We start from the raw sequence: 16,850 nt of genomic DNA, 5'->3' as shown, positions 1-16,850 counted from the left end.
CTTTTTTTGTTTCCTATTGTTCTATTTCTGAAATGCTTGATTGAATTTGCAATAATCAATCATATTCGAAATGAATTGACTGGTTGCTCCCTTAAACTCGCCGATTTTCCACTGGAAAATAAATTTAAATAAATTTTTAATGGGACGTAATAATTTACAAAAGAAAAGTGATTATGTTCATATTGTGAATAATATTGATTGATATTATCATATAATGCGCGTATTTTGCAAAATTCCCTCAAAAAGTATGAATAAAGTGTTTCATTAATGAAAAGTTTGTGTAAATATAACATTGAAAAAGATGAACACAATTTGTATAATAATAATCACATTAAATCATTGCCAAACAAGATTTGGAGTGCTTCGATTTTAGGAGGATGTTAAAATGGAAGAAAAAGCGTATCATCCAAAGGGCGATTTCTTTAATTTAAAAGGAAACAATACCAACGTCCGTACGGAAATTGCCGCGGGCGTTACTACTTTCTTTGCAATGGCGTATATCATCATTGTAAATCCGAACATGCTGAAACAGTCCGGCATGCCGTTTGGAGCAGTATTTCTGGCAACGATTATTGCTTCCGCTGTCGGAACGCTGGTTATGGCGCTGTTTGCAAATGTACCGTATGCACAGGCTCCGGGCATGGGCCTGAACGCTTTCTTTGTCTTCACTGTGTGCTTCGGCCTTAATTTTAAATGGCAGGAAGCGCTCGCCATGGTTTTCATCTGCGGCCTGATCAATATTCTGATTACCGTAACAAAGATTCGCAAGCTGATCATCAAGTCGATTCCGGAAACACTCCAGAACGCTATCGGCGGCGGTATTGGCCTTTTTATTGCCTACATCGGCGTTAAAAATGCGGGCCTGATCAACTTTACCAGCGACCCGGGCACCTACACCCTTTTGGACAGCAAAACCGTTATTGCCAGCAGCGCGGCTGTTCCGGCGATTGTAAAGCTGAACACCCCCAGCGTGCTGCTTGCTCTTTTTGGCCTTGCGCTTACCGTCATCCTCCTGGTGAACAATGTTAAGGGCGCAATCCTGATCAGCATTGCTGTGACCACTGTTTTGGGTATTCCCTTCGGTGTGACCCAGCTGGGCAGCAGCCTGAGCATTGGCGATGCGATCAGCCAGCTTCCCCAGACCTTCGGCGCTGCGTTCGGCGACCCCGGCATGGTCTCTCTGTTCTCAAATCCATCCCAAATTCCGCTTGTGTTAATGACGATTTTCGCATTCAGCCTTTCCGATACGTTTGATACCATTGGTACCTTCATCGGCACAGGCCGTAAGACCGGAATCTTTAGCGAGGACGACCAGAAGGCGCTGGAAGCCGGCGGCAACGGCTTCAAGTCCAAGATGGACCGCGCTCTGTTTGCGGACGCAACCGCAACTTCCATCGGTGCGATTTTTGGTACTTCCAACACCACCACTTATGTGGAAAGCGCTGCAGGTATCGGCGCAGGCGGCCGTACCGGCTTGACCAGCCTTGTGACGGCAATCCTCTTTATCCTTAGTGCGTTCTTTGCTCCGGTTGTCAGCGCAGTTCCTTCCGTCGCAACTGCTCCTGCACTGATTATTGTCGGCGTTATGATGCTCAGCTCCTTTACGGAAATCAACTGGGCCGACCTGGAAGAAGCCATCCCGGCATTCTTCGCCAGCGTGTTCATGGCATTCTTCTACAGCATTTCCTATGGCATTGCGGCGGGCTTTATTGTGTACTGCATCATCAAGACCTTCCGTGGAAAAGCAAAAGAAATTCACCCGATTTTGTGGGTTGCGACCGGCTTGTTTATTCTTAACTTTATCATTCTTGCCGTTATCCCGGCCTAAAGCATCCGTTTGTCCCACTTGAAAAGCGGCTCCGTGCGTAAGCGCGGGGCCGCTTTTTTGGCGTAAATGGAAGCAACGTCGACCTATTTACTTTTATTTCACGGTCTTTCCTATTTTTCGGTCCATATGATATAATATACTAAAAGAAATGGAAATAATTTGCCGCGCGGCACTGAGCAATGCTTCGTCCGGATGGCAGAATAATTTTTACACAATGAGGATACAAGAACCAAATACCATAACAGGTTAAATGAGGTGCAGGCATGCCAAGATTTTTTATCGACTATGTTCCGGAAGAGCAAACCACGATTGTGGGGGACGACGCCCGGCATATTTCGCGTTCCCTGCGGATGAAGCCGGGAGAGCGCTTAGTTCTGTGCGACAGCATCGGCACGGATTACAATTGTGAAATTACACGCATTTCCGACGAAGGTGTTGTGGTGCGGGTGTTAAACTTCTGTAAAACGGTGGCGGAGCCCACGGTAAAGGTGACGATATACCAGGGGCTGCCCAAGGCCGATAAAATGGACGGAATCGTGCAGAAATCTGTGGAAACCGGCGCAGTGCGGGTGGTGCCCGTGCTGTCCGGCCGCTGCGTTTCCCGCCCGGATGAAAAGTCCGCTGCCAAAAAGGTGGCACGCTGGCAGAAGATTGCGGAGGAAGCGGCTAAGCAGAGCGGCCGCGGTGTGATTCCACAGGTTTCTCCGCTGATGCCGTTCCGTGCGGCGGTGGAAGAAGCCGCACAAAACGGTTCCATCCTGCTGTTCTACGAAGGCGGCGGCAGCAGTATAGCCCAGCTGGTTAACCGCGAAAGCGGAAACCTTGCGGTGTTTATCGGGCCGGAGGGCGGATTTGAGAAAAGCGAAGTGGATTTTGTCCTGCAAAACGGGGGACAGATCGGCACACTCGGCCCCCGGATTCTGCGTACGGAAACAGCGCCGATTGCGGCATTGGCCGCGATTATGTTGGCAAGCGGAAATATGTGACCGCGTGTTGCGCGGCAAAGAATTTCAAAAAAGGAAGGCGTTCGCATGGAAATCAGGCCGATTACCAAACAAAATCGCTTTGAAGTGAATAACTTTATTCGGGAGCACTGGTTTACAACGGAAATGGCAGTGCGCGGCGAGCTGGTGGACATGACCGGTTTGGATGGCTTTGTGGCGTACGAAAACGCAAGAATGATTGGGTTGATTACTTACCGTTTGGATGGCAAGGACTGCGAGATTATGTCGTTGGACAGTTTGAAGGAAAAGCGCGGAATCGGCTCTGCGCTGATGGCTATGGTTATCCGCACCGCGCGGGAACTTCACTGTGAAAAGGTAAAGCTGATTACAACGAACGACAATTTGAATGCCATGCGGTTTTACCAGAAACGCGGATTCGATATGGCCCGTCTTTACCGAAACGCCCTGGAGTCGGCCCGCAAGCTGAAGCCGGAAATCCCGCTTATTGGCGACCATGGGATTCCGCTGCGACATGAAATTGAATTTGAATATTTATTGTCGCCGCAAAAGGAACAAATCGGCATCCATCTGCCCTCCGCTGAACGTAAAGATGCCGTGTTTGCCGTAGAGCTGCAGAACCGGCACTTTGAAACGGAGGGGAAATCTTGATGCAAACCGCATTGATTACTGGGGCCTCACGCGGAATCGGGAGGGCTGCAGCCCGCCGCCTTGCGCAGGACGGCTTTCGCGTGGTCATCCATTATAACCGCTCCGCGCAGGAGGCGCAGCAGTTGGCGGATGAGCTGATCGCCGCGCACGGAGCCGACGCGGTTCGGCTGGCCAAAGCGGACGTAGCCGACCGCGATCAGGTTGCGCGCCTGTTTGAGGAAATTGGCACCGTGGACGTGCTGGTAAACAACGCTGGAATCGCGCAGCAAAAGCTGTTCACCGACCTGACGGAACAGGATTGGGACCGCATGTTTAACGTGGACGTAAAGGGAGTGTTCCACTGCTGCCAGTTGGCGCTCCCACGCATGATTGCGAATAAACGCGGAAAAATCATCAATATTTCCTCTATGTGGGGGCAGGTGGGCGCTTCCTGTGAGGTGCACTACTCTGCCGCAAAAGCGGCGGTGATTGGCCTAACGAAGGCGCTCGCAAAAGAGGTGGGCCCTTCCGGAATTCAGGTCAACTGCATCGCGCCGGGCGTGATTCAGACAGAAATGAACGCGCATCTAAGTCCGGAAACGATGGAAGAACTGCGGGAGGAAACCCCGCTGGAAACGCTCGGTACGCCGGAGGATGTTGCCGCGATGATTAGCTTTCTTGCCGGAAAGGAAAGTGATTTTATTACGGGTCAGGTGTTTGGCGTGAACGGCGGAATGATTATATAATCGCATCATAAAAATGACATTTTTTCATATTGATTACAGTGCTGTCAAAATTGTAGACTTTCCTCATTATTCCATACTATAATATTGCCCGGAGATATTTTAAGACCTATTTCAGGAATAACAGGAGATTTTTGGTATGAAAAAGTGTGTTCTTTCCCTTGTGGCTTTGGTGTTTGCCATGTTACTGCTTTTGCCCGGATGCGCCGCGCCGGCTTCTGCAACGGCCGGTCAGCCGGTGCAGTCAGATCCGTTTTCGGTTCAGGTAAAGATGACCGATCAGCAGGATGGAAAAATTATGGTTCGGACCGCGACTCCTGTTTTTTCGGGATTTTCGGCGGCCGCGGAGTTGAATGAGAAGATTGCCAATTTGTCACAGGAAGGCATTGCCCAGATGAAGGAAGAAACGAAGGATCTGGGGGAAACAGCCGGGGCGGACTCACTTTATTATTCCAGTTTTTTCGACTATTCCCGCAGTGGTGATCTGCTTTCCGTTTGGGTCAGCAGTGCAAACTATACCGGTGGTGCTCACGGAATGCACTGGATGAATTCCTTTACCGTGAATACCAAAACTGGGAAATTCTATTCCACGCCCAGCGCCCTGTTCCAGGAGGAAGAAGCGGGATCAAAGTGGATTACTGCGCAGATTTCGAAGAAAATCAGCGAACAGAAGGACGTTTATTTTCCAGAAGCACAGAAGACCTTAACGGACAAAAACGGTAAATACTCTTTCTATTTGGACGGCGACACGATGGTGGTCTATTTTGACCTGTATGAGCTGCAGCCTTACGCGGCGGGAATTCCAACTTTCGAGTTCCCTGCTAAGGAACTGGCGGAAAACGGCGTACCGCTGAAGGAAAAGCTTACTAATACGCAGCGGCGCGGCGCGGTACGGCTGAACGGAGAAGATATTTCCCTGAAGCATCCGGTGGTTTCCAATGACGACGGCGTATTCCTGCCGCTGGAAGAAACCGTTGCCCTGCTAGGGAAAAGCGTGGAAGTGCAGCAGGACAACTACTTTGTGAACGGTCAGCCCGCCCAAGTGGAAATGGTGGACGGTGTTGCGTATGCGCCGCTGACCTTTTTTACGCAGACGCTTGGGGAACTCGTATTTTACGACGATTCTGCGCTGCGGATTTTCCCCAAAACACCGAACTTTGTCCCCATGGGCGTTGGCGGCGGTTCGGCGGATTCGTCCAAGATTCCCGCAACATCTTCTAAAAAGAACGCCATGCTTATTTTTCCCGGTCCAAATATCTCCCGCTTTTCCAATGCGGCCGCCGTATGAAAACTTGATAACCGGAAAACCGAAGTTTTCCCTTTCCCATGCTTTTCTGCAATTCCCACGATTCCCATACGGAGCATTTTGCTGTTTCAGTTTGGAACCGCAAGCAGTGACCAGAATTTGTTGGAACGGAAAGGAAGAAACATAATGAAAAAAAGACTTGCAGGAATCGCTTTTTTGATGAGCGTCGTACTGCTTGCGGCGTCTTTCACCGCGTGCAGTGCCGGCGGTTCCGGTGCGCCACAGGCGGCCAGCAGCATGGCTGCGGCCGAGGATGATCAGAACGGAGTGGTTTCGAGCGGTGCGGCTGCGGAAAAAGGTTCCCTTGCGCTGGGGACGACTTCTGGCAGCACGAGCTCCGGGGCAGAAAGCCCTTCTTCCAACAGCGCCGCGGCTGCTGTACAGGCAAAAAGGAAAATTATTGAACGCCTGAATTATGTAATTGAAACCTTGAAATTTGACGAGGCGGTTGTACAGGTGCAGAACCTGTGTACCAGTTTAAACGGTTACATACAGGATTCCAACGTGACCGGGAGCGGAATTTTGGAAAAGGGCACACTGCGGCACGCCATCTACACGCTGCGCATTCCGCAGGAAAACCTACCGCAGCTTAAGGAAAAGGCCAACACCATCGGCACGGTTTTAAGCTTTAGCAGCAGCAGTGAAAACGTAAGCGAACAGTATTACGACACCGAGGCACGCCTAAAAAGCCTGAGAACCCAACAGGAGCGTCTGCTCGCGCTGCTGCAGAAATCTGGGTCGCTCACGGATATTATCGCGCTGGAAAAGGCGCTTGCCGATGTGAATTACCAGATTGAGGAACTGACTGGAACGTTGAAACAGTACGATTCCCTAATTCAGTACAGCACGGTTACGATTCGGCTGAACGAAGTGATTCAGCCCACGCAAGTAGAACGCGAGCCGGTCACGCTCGGGGATAAAATCAGCCACACGTTCCGCCAGTCCGTTCATGGCTTGGCGTCCTTTGGGGAGGGACTTCTTGTTTTTCTGCTTGGTTGTTCCCCGGTGCTCATCTTTATTATTCTGATTGTGGCGGTGATCTACTGGTTTGCCTGGGGCAGAAAGAACCGCCGCAGGCGGCAAAAATCCCCGCAGCCGGTGGAGCCTGAGCATCTGGAAAAATCAAATCAAACGGAAGAAAAGCCTTCCGATAAAAATCTATAACGAAAGCCCTAGTGTACCCCCGGAATTTCCGGTGTGCACTGGGGCTTTTATTATGGCATGGGTTGTTTGAATCAGCCGATTTTTTTCATTTCGTGCTTCAGGTTGGCATTTTGATAGGTTGTGACAATCGAGGAGGTGCTTGCCACCAGCATGAGCAGATACCCGGCGGCAAGGTCGGTGAACACTGCACGGGAAATTTGCGGTTCCTCCATAAATTGCGGAATGGACTGAAACGCGTCGAAGAAAGTAATATCGAATTCCGCCTTGAACTGGTTGTAAATTTCCAGCGCGAGGGAGATATTTTCCGCAAAATACAGCATTCCCACTGCATTACAAGGGAAATAATCATTCCGGGAAGATTCAGCTTGCCGCCGAATTTTTCATATCCCTTCATACAGCAGATCGCCATGACAAAACCGACAATACCGGCAATGTAGCCAAGCTGGTACACAATTACCCAAAGGACCACGCCAATTAAGGAACCAAGCAGGGCACCCACAATACCGGCTGCAACGTTGCTTTTTGTTTCCTTTATTTCCTGCTGCGCTATGGACAAATCGGTCTGCGCTTTTCCAAAGCAGGTGGAGCATATGGAAGTGCATCGGCCCGCCAGGCTGTAAATTCCAAGGTCATCATGACTTCCGCAGAATTCACAGCAGTTCACCATGGAGTTCGCGCGGCAGACGCTTACACAGGCGTTCACGGCCTCTTTCAGCGCTTCCATGCAGTTTTTGCCTTTGGCATTCGTTTGAATCGTAATGGTATTGCCGTCAAAAACGGCGGATTTCACAAGCGGATTTGTCTGTGGCATGGCACCCAGGTGTTGTGCCACCACTTGTGCTTGCTCCGGAGTGCCACCGTTTATATGGAGCACAGTGAAAAAAGCCGCTGGTTGGGAACGTGGCGAATGACCATATGATACCCCTGGTAATATCCGTAGACTGCCATCCTTTTTTGGTCAAACGTCATTCCCATTTCCTGCGCTAGGGATTTCAAGTTTACATAAGCCATGGTAACCCTCCAAAATATTTTTCACCCTCATAAGGGGGTCTTCTACCGCAAATATCCGATGGGTTATTTTAATGCTTTTTCAGCAAACCCAGCTATTTTATCGGTTACACATGGATTGAATTTATAGAAAATTATTCTGAAATCAAAAAATCAGCACAACGCCGCGATTTGGTTAACGTTCCGAAAAGAAATCGGTAGTTATTCCCAAATTTGTGATGCAGAAAAAAGCGTATCGGTTTGCCGTTCCTTTTTCATCCTCCTCATACAGTTTCCTTTGAATCCGGCTCCGGCTTTCCGCATCTGTAATTTCGCAGTCCGTTGTTTTAAAAGTCCCCCTTTACTGCTTTTTTCATAACAAGCTTCCACTATTTAGAACTTGGTCAGTTTCAGAAAATATACGTCATTTTCGTGCATTTCCCGCTGAAAGGAAAATGTGCCGTCAATTTTCACTGTTTGCCGCAGCAACGGGGCACCTTCGCAGCTTTCACGCAGATATTGTTCCTGCACTGGGGTTAAATCTGCCGGGCAGCCCAAATCGTGGTACAGGGTGTAAACGTCGTTCATCCGGTAACCTACGCCAAATAACTCCAACAGGTAGGTGCCGGGTTCCAGCCCCTCCACCTGGATACATGCGTCCGATACCGGCTTTGCGGGAAGGTCCCGGACAAAGTAATGCTGGTTTGCCTCTGCCTCGCTTTGTTGCGGGATGGTGTAGTCCCAGAACAGCACCTGAACGCCGCAGTCATCGCGGGCGCACAGGCTGTGGCGGTCGTCGCACGAAAGCAGGGAATCCCCCAGCCGGTGAAGAAACTGGTAAGCGAAAAAGGCAGGCTTTTTTAGCCCTTTCACGTTCATCAGGCCGAATCCGCCATGGAACGGCGCGGGGCCGGGACCGGCCTCTTCAAAAATATCGGAAAATGTCCAGTAGGACATGCCGTCCACATACCGGAACGCGTCTTTGATGCGCGTCAGCACAAAAGCGGCCTCGTGGTAGGAATCGTGCGCGTTGTCGCGGGAGGAATAGCTGGAGCTCCACTCTGTAAAGTAAAGCGGCAGCTGCGGCATACAGGACTGGTCAATTTGCTGCCGTACCCTGCGCATGTCGCCCGAAACGGAGGTTTCATCGGGAATCAGCCGCTGCAGATTTTCGCCGAATTCATCCACAAAGCCTTCCACACCGTAGGTGTGGGTGGTGATAAAATCAAGCGGCAGGTGCGCGTTTGCACACGCGCAGATAAACTCCGGCACCCAGGCGCAGCCTGCCGTAGCGGGGCCGCCCACCCGGTACTGGGGGCAAACGCTTTTAATCGCGCGGGCGGAAGCTTCATATAGGCGTAGATAATCCTCAAATGGGGTATCGGAAGCAAAGAACCCGTACAGATTCGGTTCGTTCCATACCTCGAAAAACCACTTTTTCACTTCTTCCTGCCCGTAGCGCTCCGTTACGTGCTGTGTAAACGCCCGAATCAGATCTTCCCATTTTTCCAAGCTTTTCGGCATGGTTACGTTGCCGCGCCAGAAAAAAATGGTTTTGTTCCCGCTTGCCAATTTGGAAGGGGTGAAGGAAAGCTCCACAAACGGGCGCACCCCAAGGCGCAGCATGGTGTCGTACAGCAGGTCGATGTACTGCCAGTTGTAAAAGGGAGTTCCCTCTCGGGTTTCCTGGTAAACCCCCATGTCGTCGTGGAACAAGCCATGAAAACGCAGGTAGCGGAAGCCGCATTCTTCGTGTACCGTGCGCAGCTGCCGCTGGTTTTCGTTCAGCAGCGTTTCATAGGCTCGGCCGCCGCCAACGCAAAGGTTACAACTTTGGAAACGGTCGGAACTTTCCCGGTCAACCTGGTTTGCATTTACCTGAATCAGACGCATAACAATTCGCTTCCTTCCGTATTTTAAAGCTGCCGCACGGACGCGCCGATTTGCAGGGTGGTGGAAAGCGTGATTTTCATTGGTACGCCGGTGTACCCATTTTCCAGCCGATCCAGCAGAATGCGCGCGACCTGGGAGCCGATTTCCTCCAGTGGCTGCGTAACAATGGTCAGCCTTGGGTGGGCAATACGGGACAAATCCATGTTGTCGAACCCAATCAGCGAAAGCTCTTGCGGAATTTTTATACCCATCTCGTTTGCCGCAATCACGGCGCCGAGCGTCATTTCATAGTTGGTGACAAAAATCGCCGTAAGATCCGGGTGTGTTTTCAGCATGGCGCGCATGCTTTCGTACCCGCCGTGAAGGGTGTAGTCGCTGTTGATTACTAACTGTTCATCATATTCCACGGAGTGGGACTTTAATGCATCTACAAATCCGGCAAGGCGCTGCTGGGACGTGAAAACATCCTTCGGCCCCACAATAATTCCGATTCGGCGGTGGCCGTTGTCTAAAAGATGTTCCACCGCGCTGCGCGCTGCTGCGGCGTTGTCAATCAATACGCTGTCCGCGTAGCTGGAAAGCTCCGGGACACTCCGGTCGATGAGCACAACGGGAATTTTCTGCTCCTTTGCCGGGCGCAGATGGCGGCCGTCGCGGCACACGGGCATGTTGATGATTCCGTCCACCCGCTTTCCAATCAGGAATTTTGCGGCGTCGCATTCAAGCTTTTCATCCGTATGGCAGTCGCAGATAATTACGCTGTATCCGTGCTGCCTCAGGATGTCCTCCATCGCCGTAATAATCTGCGTGACAAAAAGGTTGGAAAGCTCCGGAATAATAACGCCTACCGTCCGGCTGCGGTTGCTTTTCAGACCGCGCGCGTATTCGTTCACGTGGTAATCCAGCTTTTTAATGGCGCGTTCCACAGCGATGCGGTTCTTTTCCTTCAGTGTTCCTCCGTTAACGTATTTCGAAATTGTTGCAATGCTGAGTCCGGTTTCCCGGGCGATGTCTTTTATTGTTGCGGCCATGAGGAGCCTCCTGTAAAACGTTACAATTTATACCTAACTTATCACAGTCATAAAAAAGTGTCAACAGGCAAAGTTTTAATTGACAATTCGGGGCAAATGTGCTATGTTTATAAAAACAAAACGTTTCACTTTATTTAGACAAGCACGGTACTGCGGTTGAAGGAATCGCTATATTGGTGCTTTCTATTTTCCTTAAAAAACGAAACGTTTCACTTTTAAGGGAGGATGAAGGATGCTAGTAACTTCTTCAGAGATGCTGAATAAAGCGCGGGAAGGCGGCTATGCCGTCGGCGCGTTTAACGTGGAAAACATGGAGATGGTTCAGTCCGCGATTGAGGCTGCGGAGGAACTGAACGCCCCCATTCTGCTGCAGACCACGCCGTCCACCGTAAAATACGCAGGGCTTGACCTGTACTATTCCATGGTCGCGACACAGGCGGCAAAAGCAAAAGTGCCCGTTGCACTGCACCTGGACCATGGTTCCAGCTTCGCCCTGTGCGCACAGGCGCTGCGGGCAGGCTACACCAGTATTATGATTGACGGCAGCAAGCTGCCGCTGGAGGAAAACATCGCACTGACCCGAAAGGTTGTGGAAATGTGCGAACCGGCCGGAATTCCGGTGGAAGGGGAGATTGGCCGCGTCGGCGGCAAGGAAGACGATACGGAGTGCGAGGAAGCAGGGTACACTATCCCGGAGGAAGCGGTGCGTTTTGAACGGGAAACGGGCCTTTCCAGCATGGCGGTCGGCGTTGGAACGGCGCACGGCGTTTATAAAACCAAGCCGGTGCTCAATACACACTTAATTCAGCAACTCAGAGGAATGCTTACCGTGCCGATGGTGCTGCACGGTGCCTCCGGCCTTTCGGATGAGGCAATCCGGGAATGCATCCACAACGGCATCTGCAAAGTCAATTTTGCCACTGAGCTGCGCATTGCCTACACCAAAGGTGTCCGGGAAGTTCTGACGGATTCGTCCGTTTTTGACCCGAAGGCATTTGGCCGAGTCGGCCGCGAACGAGTTCGGGAGGCTGTGAAGTACCGCATCCTTACCTGCGGCTGCGACGGAAAAGCGTAGGGGGGATTGCAGTGAGCGAGGTACTGCTGGGCATTGATATTGGCACTTCGGCCTGTAAGGCTGCGGCGTTTGACCGCGACGGAACGGTCCTGGCTCAGGTGAACGAAGCCTATCCCGTTTATTACCCCAAGCCTGGCTGGGCGGAGCAGGACCCGAACGATTGGTGGGAGGCCGTTTGCAAAGCTGTGCAGCGGGTTTTAGAGCAGGGCATCCGCGCTTCGGACATTGCGGGAATCGGAATTGATGGGCAGAGCTGGAGCGCAATCGCGGTCGGTGGGGACGAAACCGTCCTTTGCAATACCCCCATCTGGATGGACACCCGCGCGGAGGAAATCTGCGGGCAGATGAAAGCCCGCTGTGGGGAACAGCGGCTGTTTGAAACAAGCGGAAACCCCGTGCAGCCCATGTATACCATGCCCAAGGTTCTGTGGTACAAGGAACATGCACCGCAGGTGTACCGGAACGCGTGCAAAATCCTGCAGTCCAACAGCTTTATTGCGTACCGCCTGACCGGGGTCATGACCCAGGAGCCCAGCCAAGGCTACGGTTGGAACTGTTACCGGATGGAGCGCGGCGAGTGGGACCGGGAGCTTTGCAAAGAGCTGGGGGTTGGCCCACAGCTTCTTCCCGACATTGTTCCTTGCCACGCCGTAATTGGCAAAGTCACGGCAGAGGCGGCGCGCCTTACCGGACTGGCGGAAGGAACCCCGGTGGTTGCCGGTGGGCTGGATGCGGCATGCGGAACGCTGGGCGCGGGGGTTATCCGCCCCGGCGAAACGCAGGAACAGGGCGGCCAGGCTGGTGGAATGAGCATTTGTGTGGACCGCTGTACGGCAGATTCCAGACTAATTTTAGGCGCGCATGTCGTTGAAAACCGGTGGCTACTTCAGGGCGGCACGGTGGGCGGCGGCGGAGCCATGAACTGGTTTGAAAAGGAATTTGGCGCCGCGGAACGCACCGCCGCCAAAGCGAACGGGACCAGCTCGTTTGCCGAGCTGGACCGGGGCGCTGCCGGGGTGCCCGCTGGCAGCGAAGGACTTGTTTTTCTGCCATATCTTGCAGGGGAGCGCAGTCCCATCTGGAACCCCCATGCAAAAGGCGTGTTTTATGGCATCGACTTTTCCAAAACTCGGGCGCACTTTGCACGCGCAGTGATGGAGGGAGTTGCCTATTCCCTGAAGCATAATCTGGAGGTGGCCGAGGAAGCCGGCGCGCAGGCACAGCTGCTCCGCTCCATAGGGGGCGCCGCCAACAGCCGCTTATGGATGCAGATTAAGGCGGATGTGACCGGAAAGCGGTTTGCGGTTTCTTCCTCCGACACCGCCACGGCGCTTGGCGCGGCAATGCTTGCAGGCGTGGGCACGGGCGTGTATTCCGGGTTTGAGGATGCGGCCGCGCGGACTGTCCGAACGAAAAGCGAGTATTATCCCAACCCGGAAGCAGAAGCGTGTTATGCGAACGGCTACCGGATTTACCGGCAACTGTATGAAAACCTAAAAAATCTGATGAACGAAGGGGAAGCAGAATGAAAGCAGCAGTGCTGTATGGAAATGAAGATATCCGTTACGATGATTATGAGACGCCCCAAACCCGGCCCGGCACGGTAAAAATTCATGTGAGGGCAACCGGAATCTGCGGAAGTGACGTTCCGCGTGTGCTGAATCACGGTGCCCATTTTTACCCCGTGGTGCTGGGGCATGAGTTTTCCGGCGACATTGTCGAAGTAGGAGAAGGCGTTACCGGCCTGCAGGTGGGGGATACGGTTTCAGGTGCGCCGCTTGTTCCCTGCATGGAGTGTGACGACTGCCAGAACGGGAACTTTTCCCTGTGCCGGCATTACACCTTCATCGGCAGCCGGCAGCAAGGCAGCTTTGCAGATTATGTGGTTATCCCCGCAAAAAACGCTGTCAAATATGACCCGTCCATTCCCTATGAGCAGGCCGCCATGTTCGAACCTTCCACCGTGGCGCTGCACGGGATTTTCTGCAACCAGTACCGGGGTGGGGGCTGCGTTGCGGTACTGGGCTGCGGAACCATCGGAATTTTTACGCTGCAGTGGGCGAAAATTTTCGGCAGTAAAAAAGTAGTAGCGTTTGATCTGGACGAAAGCCGCCTTGCGCTGGCAAAGCGCATGGGTGCCGACGAAGTAATCAATACAAAGACGGAGGGCTTCCTGGAAAAGGCGATGAGCCTGACCGGCGGCAAAGGGTTCGATTATGTGTTTGAAACGGCGGGCAACCCCGCAACCATGCATATGGCGTTTGAAGCCGCCGCGAACAAGGCGCACGTCTGCTTTATTGGTACACCGCATGTAGAACTGCAGTTTACCCCGAAGGAATGGGAAGCTATGAACCGCAAGGAATTTGCCCTGACGGGCAGCTGGATGAGCTATTCCGCGCCGTTCCCGGGCAAGGAGTGGGAGCTTACCGCCCATTATTTTGCCACCAAGCAGCTTCGGTTTGACCCGGATTTCATTTATAAAAAGTTCCCGATGAGCCAGGTCAAGGAAGCGTTCGACTTGTTCCATCACCCGGAACAGGTGCATGGAAAAATCATGCTCATCAACGAATAAGGCGGCGGAAACATGATTCTTACGGTAACACTGAATCCTTCGATCGACAAATTCTATCAAATTGACCGCCTGCGCCCATACGAAGTTCAGCGCGTAGGGGAGGTCAACAACACAGCAGGCGGCAAAGGACTGAATGTTTCGCGTGTGGCCGCACTTTCCGGCGAAGCCGTTACCGCAATGGGCTTTGTGGGTGGCCACAACGGCGCGCTGTTCGAAAGCCTGATTTCGCAGCCGAACATTCGCAGGGCGTTTACGCAGACCCAGGCGGAAACACGCTGCTGCGTGAACGTATTCGACATGGAGCGGAAAAAAAGCACGGAATTTCTGGAACCCGGAAACCCGGTGACACCCGAAGAAACTGCCCGCTTTCTGGAAGAATACAACCGGCAGCTGCCGGGTGCGGATGTTGTCACGCTGTCCGGCAGTATGCCGAAAGGGCTTCCGTCGGACTTTTACGCCCGGCTGATTGAAGCGGCACACCGTTTGGGTAAACCAGTTATTCTGGACACCAACGGCGACGCGCTCCGCGCAGCCATTGCCGCTGGGCCGGAATGGATTAAACCAAACGCAGACGAAATCCGGCAGATCGCGCAGGGTGATACAACCACACTGGAGGGCGTAATTGCGGCGGCCAAAGAGCTGCATCAGGGCGGAATCGCGCATGTGGCGGTTTCACTTGGCAAAGACGGTGTGGCCGTCGTATGCGAAAGCGGAGTTTATCGCGGTATTACGCCGGATATTCCGGTGGTGAATACGGTTGGCTGCGGCGACAGCATGGTGGCGGGATTCGCCGTTGGAACAGTGCGCGGCTGTTCCGTAGAAGAAACCATACGAATTGCCGTTGCAGTTTCTACCGCCAATGCGCTCACCAAGGAAACGGGAAGCTTCCGTATGGAGGACTTCAACCGGATTCTTCCGCAGGTCAAGGTGATTCGGTCCGACCTGTAAAAAGCAAATTCGCGGGATGAAACCCGCAGTCTTTGTCCATTCATTTCCTTCATTTTATAATATTTGTGATAAGGAGACATGTACTATGGCAGAATTTATTGATCCGAAACTGGTACCAAAGCGCACCCTTTCCACCGGCGAGCAGATTCCCTGTATCGGCATGGGAACCTTTGGCTCCGACCGTTTCACCCCGGAGCAGGTTTCCAATGCGGTCGCGGGCGCGATTCGCTGCGGCTACCGTATGTTTGACTGCGCGTCCGTCTACGGCAATGAAGACCTGATTGGCAAGGTCTTTGCGGATGCTATCCAGCAGGGTGTTGTAAAGCGCGAAGAACTGTTTATTACCAGTAAGGTCTGGAACGACCAGCACGGCAAGGGCGATGTGCTTCTCGCCTGTGCGAAATCCCTGCGCGACCTGCAGCTGGACTATATCGACGCTTACTTTATGCACTGGCCCTTCCCGAATTACCACAGACCCGGCTGCTCCGTCGATTCCAGGGACCCGAACTCCAAACCGTTCCTGGTGGAGGATTTTATGGCAACCTGGCGCCAGATGGAACGGCTTTACGATATGGGCCTGGTCCGGAATCTTGGTATGTCCAGCATGACCATCCCGAAGTTGGAGGCGGTACTTCCGCTGTGCCGCATTAAGCCAACTGTTATTGAAATGGAGCTGCACCCAAGCTTCCAGCAGCCGGAGCTTTACGATTACGTGGTTGCCCACGGCATCCAGCCCATCGGCTTCTGCCCCATCGGCAGCCCCACACGCCCCGACCGCGACAAAACCCCGGAGGATATTGCCGATATCCAGATGCCGGAGGTTATGGAAATCGCGCAGGCACATCATGTGCATCCCGCCGTTATCTGCCTGAAGTGGGCTGTTCAGCGCGGGCAGATTCCGATTCCGTTCTCCATTCATGAAAACGAGTATGTCAGCAATCTGAAATGCACCATCGAGGACCCGCTTACGGACGAGGAAATGGAGAAACTAAGGCGCGCCGACAAAAACTGCCGCTTAATCAAGGGCCAGGTGTTCTTATGGCCGGGCGCAAACGACTGGCATGCCCTTTGGGATGAAAACGGCGAAATTACAAAATAAGGAGCGCGACCAATTATGTTGAAAGGTATTCCCAGCATTCTTCCGCCGGAGCTTCTGAAAATACTGATGGAAATGGGGCACGGTGATGAAATTGTGCTGGCAGACGGAAACTTCCCAAAATTTGCCCATGCGGAAAACGTGATACGCTGTGACGGGCACGGAATCCCCGAACTGATGGAAGCTATACTGAAGCTGATGCCGCTTGACCCTTATGTGGAACATCCCACGGTGTTCATGGCAGTGTTGCCGGATGACCCCTATAAGCCGGTGATTTGGGATACATACCGTGAAATTGGAAGAAAGTACGAGGAGCAGGGCCTGCGGGAAATTTGTATCGACAAATTTGAATTCTATGACCGCGCCAAAAAGGCGTATGCCGTGGTCGCAACTGGGGAAACCGCGTTGTATGCAAACGTCATCTTGAAAAAGGGCGTAATTAAGTAATTCAAAAAATATGTGTGGGTGCTGCCGAATGGATGGATTCCTTGGCAGCACCCTTCTTGAATTGAATCCAAATTTATATATTTTACCAATGTTGGTGAAAAAAACTGACACAGACGCGATTTGTTGACAGATTATAGTCAATATGCTACGATAGGTACAACTTGAAAC

16 protein-coding genes are annotated in these 16,850 nt (G+C 52.4%); 12 read left to right on the top strand and 4 right to left on the bottom strand.

The window, feature by feature from the left end:
- The first annotated feature begins 385 nt into the window (after window positions 1–385).
- From ACSVDI_RS14095 to ACSVDI_RS14070, 6 genes are all read left to right on the top strand, one after another.
- A complete protein-coding gene (locus tag ACSVDI_RS14095) occupies window positions 386–1,828 on the top strand; it encodes an NCS2 family permease (protein WP_457943776.1) in 1,443 nt (480 codons plus the stop codon).
- 263 nt (window positions 1,829–2,091) lie between these two features.
- Window positions 2,092–2,814, top strand: coding sequence for a 16S rRNA (uracil(1498)-N(3))-methyltransferase (locus ACSVDI_RS14090; RefSeq protein ID WP_457943774.1), 723 nt, complete (start codon window positions 2,092–2,094; stop codon window positions 2,812–2,814).
- 45 nt (window positions 2,815–2,859) lie between these two features.
- Window positions 2,860–3,441, top strand: coding sequence for a GNAT family N-acetyltransferase (locus tag ACSVDI_RS14085; RefSeq protein WP_457943772.1), 582 nt, complete (start codon window positions 2,860–2,862; stop codon window positions 3,439–3,441).
- Window positions 3,441–4,166, top strand: coding sequence for an elongation factor P 5-aminopentanone reductase (gene ymfI, locus ACSVDI_RS14080; protein ID WP_457945652.1), 726 nt, complete (start codon window positions 3,441–3,443; stop codon window positions 4,164–4,166). Before ACSVDI_RS14085 ends, ymfI begins: the two co-directional genes overlap by 1 nt.
- Window positions 4,167–4,302: 136 nt before the next feature.
- Window positions 4,303–5,451, top strand: coding sequence for a DUF3298 domain-containing protein (locus tag ACSVDI_RS14075; protein ID WP_457943771.1), 1,149 nt, complete (start codon window positions 4,303–4,305; stop codon window positions 5,449–5,451).
- Between the two features lie 144 nt (window positions 5,452–5,595).
- A complete protein-coding gene (locus ACSVDI_RS14070) occupies window positions 5,596–6,633 on the top strand; it encodes a DUF4349 domain-containing protein (protein WP_457943770.1) in 1,038 nt (345 codons plus the stop codon).
- A gap of 97 nt (window positions 6,634–6,730) precedes the next feature.
- Here ACSVDI_RS14070 and ACSVDI_RS14065 read toward each other — a convergent pair whose 3' ends face one another.
- The 4 genes from ACSVDI_RS14065 to ACSVDI_RS14050 all read right to left on the bottom strand — a co-directional run bounded on the left by ACSVDI_RS14065 (window position 6,731) and on the right by ACSVDI_RS14050 (window position 10,544).
- On the bottom strand, window positions 6,731–7,468 hold the full coding sequence (locus ACSVDI_RS14065) for a hypothetical protein (protein WP_457943768.1): 738 nt from the start codon (window positions 7,466–7,468) through the stop codon (window positions 6,731–6,733).
- A gap of 26 nt (window positions 7,469–7,494) precedes the next feature.
- Window positions 7,495–7,644, bottom strand: a complete 150-nt coding sequence (locus tag ACSVDI_RS14060) for a hypothetical protein (protein WP_457943767.1) — start codon at window positions 7,642–7,644, stop codon at window positions 7,495–7,497.
- Window positions 7,645–8,013: 369 nt separating this feature from the next.
- On the bottom strand, window positions 8,014–9,513 hold the full coding sequence (locus ACSVDI_RS14055; RefSeq protein WP_457943765.1) for a GH39 family glycosyl hydrolase: 1,500 nt from the start codon (window positions 9,511–9,513) through the stop codon (window positions 8,014–8,016).
- A 23-nt stretch (window positions 9,514–9,536) separates the two neighbouring features.
- Entirely contained in the window at window positions 9,537–10,544 is a 1,008-nt protein-coding gene (locus ACSVDI_RS14050) for a LacI family DNA-binding transcriptional regulator (RefSeq protein ID WP_457943763.1), read from the bottom strand.
- A gap of 232 nt (window positions 10,545–10,776) precedes the next feature.
- Between ACSVDI_RS14050 and ACSVDI_RS14045 the strand changes: the two genes are divergently transcribed.
- The 6 genes from ACSVDI_RS14045 to ACSVDI_RS14020 all read left to right on the top strand — a co-directional run bounded on the left by ACSVDI_RS14045 (window position 10,777) and on the right by ACSVDI_RS14020 (window position 16,682).
- The gene (locus tag ACSVDI_RS14045) at window positions 10,777–11,619 is read left to right on the top strand and encodes a class II fructose-bisphosphate aldolase (RefSeq protein WP_457943761.1); all 843 of its coding nucleotides are present in this window, start codon (window positions 10,777–10,779) and stop codon (window positions 11,617–11,619) included.
- An 11-nt stretch (window positions 11,620–11,630) separates the two neighbouring features.
- On the top strand, window positions 11,631–13,148 hold the full coding sequence (gene xylB / locus ACSVDI_RS14040; protein WP_457943760.1) for a xylulokinase: 1,518 nt from the start codon (window positions 11,631–11,633) through the stop codon (window positions 13,146–13,148).
- Complete coding sequence (locus ACSVDI_RS14035) at window positions 13,145–14,191, top strand: galactitol-1-phosphate 5-dehydrogenase (RefSeq protein ID WP_457943759.1); 1,047 nt, start codon at window positions 13,145–13,147, stop codon at window positions 14,189–14,191. Before xylB ends, ACSVDI_RS14035 begins: the two co-directional genes overlap by 4 nt.
- A 12-nt stretch (window positions 14,192–14,203) precedes the next feature.
- Window positions 14,204–15,139, top strand: a complete 936-nt coding sequence (gene pfkB, locus ACSVDI_RS14030; protein WP_457943757.1) for a 1-phosphofructokinase — start codon at window positions 14,204–14,206, stop codon at window positions 15,137–15,139.
- An 85-nt stretch (window positions 15,140–15,224) separates the two neighbouring features.
- Window positions 15,225–16,238: an aldo/keto reductase family protein gene (locus ACSVDI_RS14025; protein WP_457943755.1), complete on the top strand. Its 1,014-nt coding sequence runs from the start codon at window positions 15,225–15,227 to the stop codon at window positions 16,236–16,238.
- Window positions 16,239–16,253: 15 nt separating this feature from the next.
- Window positions 16,254–16,682: an RbsD/FucU family protein gene (locus ACSVDI_RS14020; protein ID WP_457943753.1), complete on the top strand. Its 429-nt coding sequence runs from the start codon at window positions 16,254–16,256 to the stop codon at window positions 16,680–16,682.
- Window positions 16,683–16,850: the final 168 nt, after the last annotated feature.

The sequence above is a fragment of the Caproiciproducens sp. LBM24188 genome, from assembly GCF_054130445.1.
This window is presented reverse-complemented; position numbering and strand designations above follow the sequence as displayed.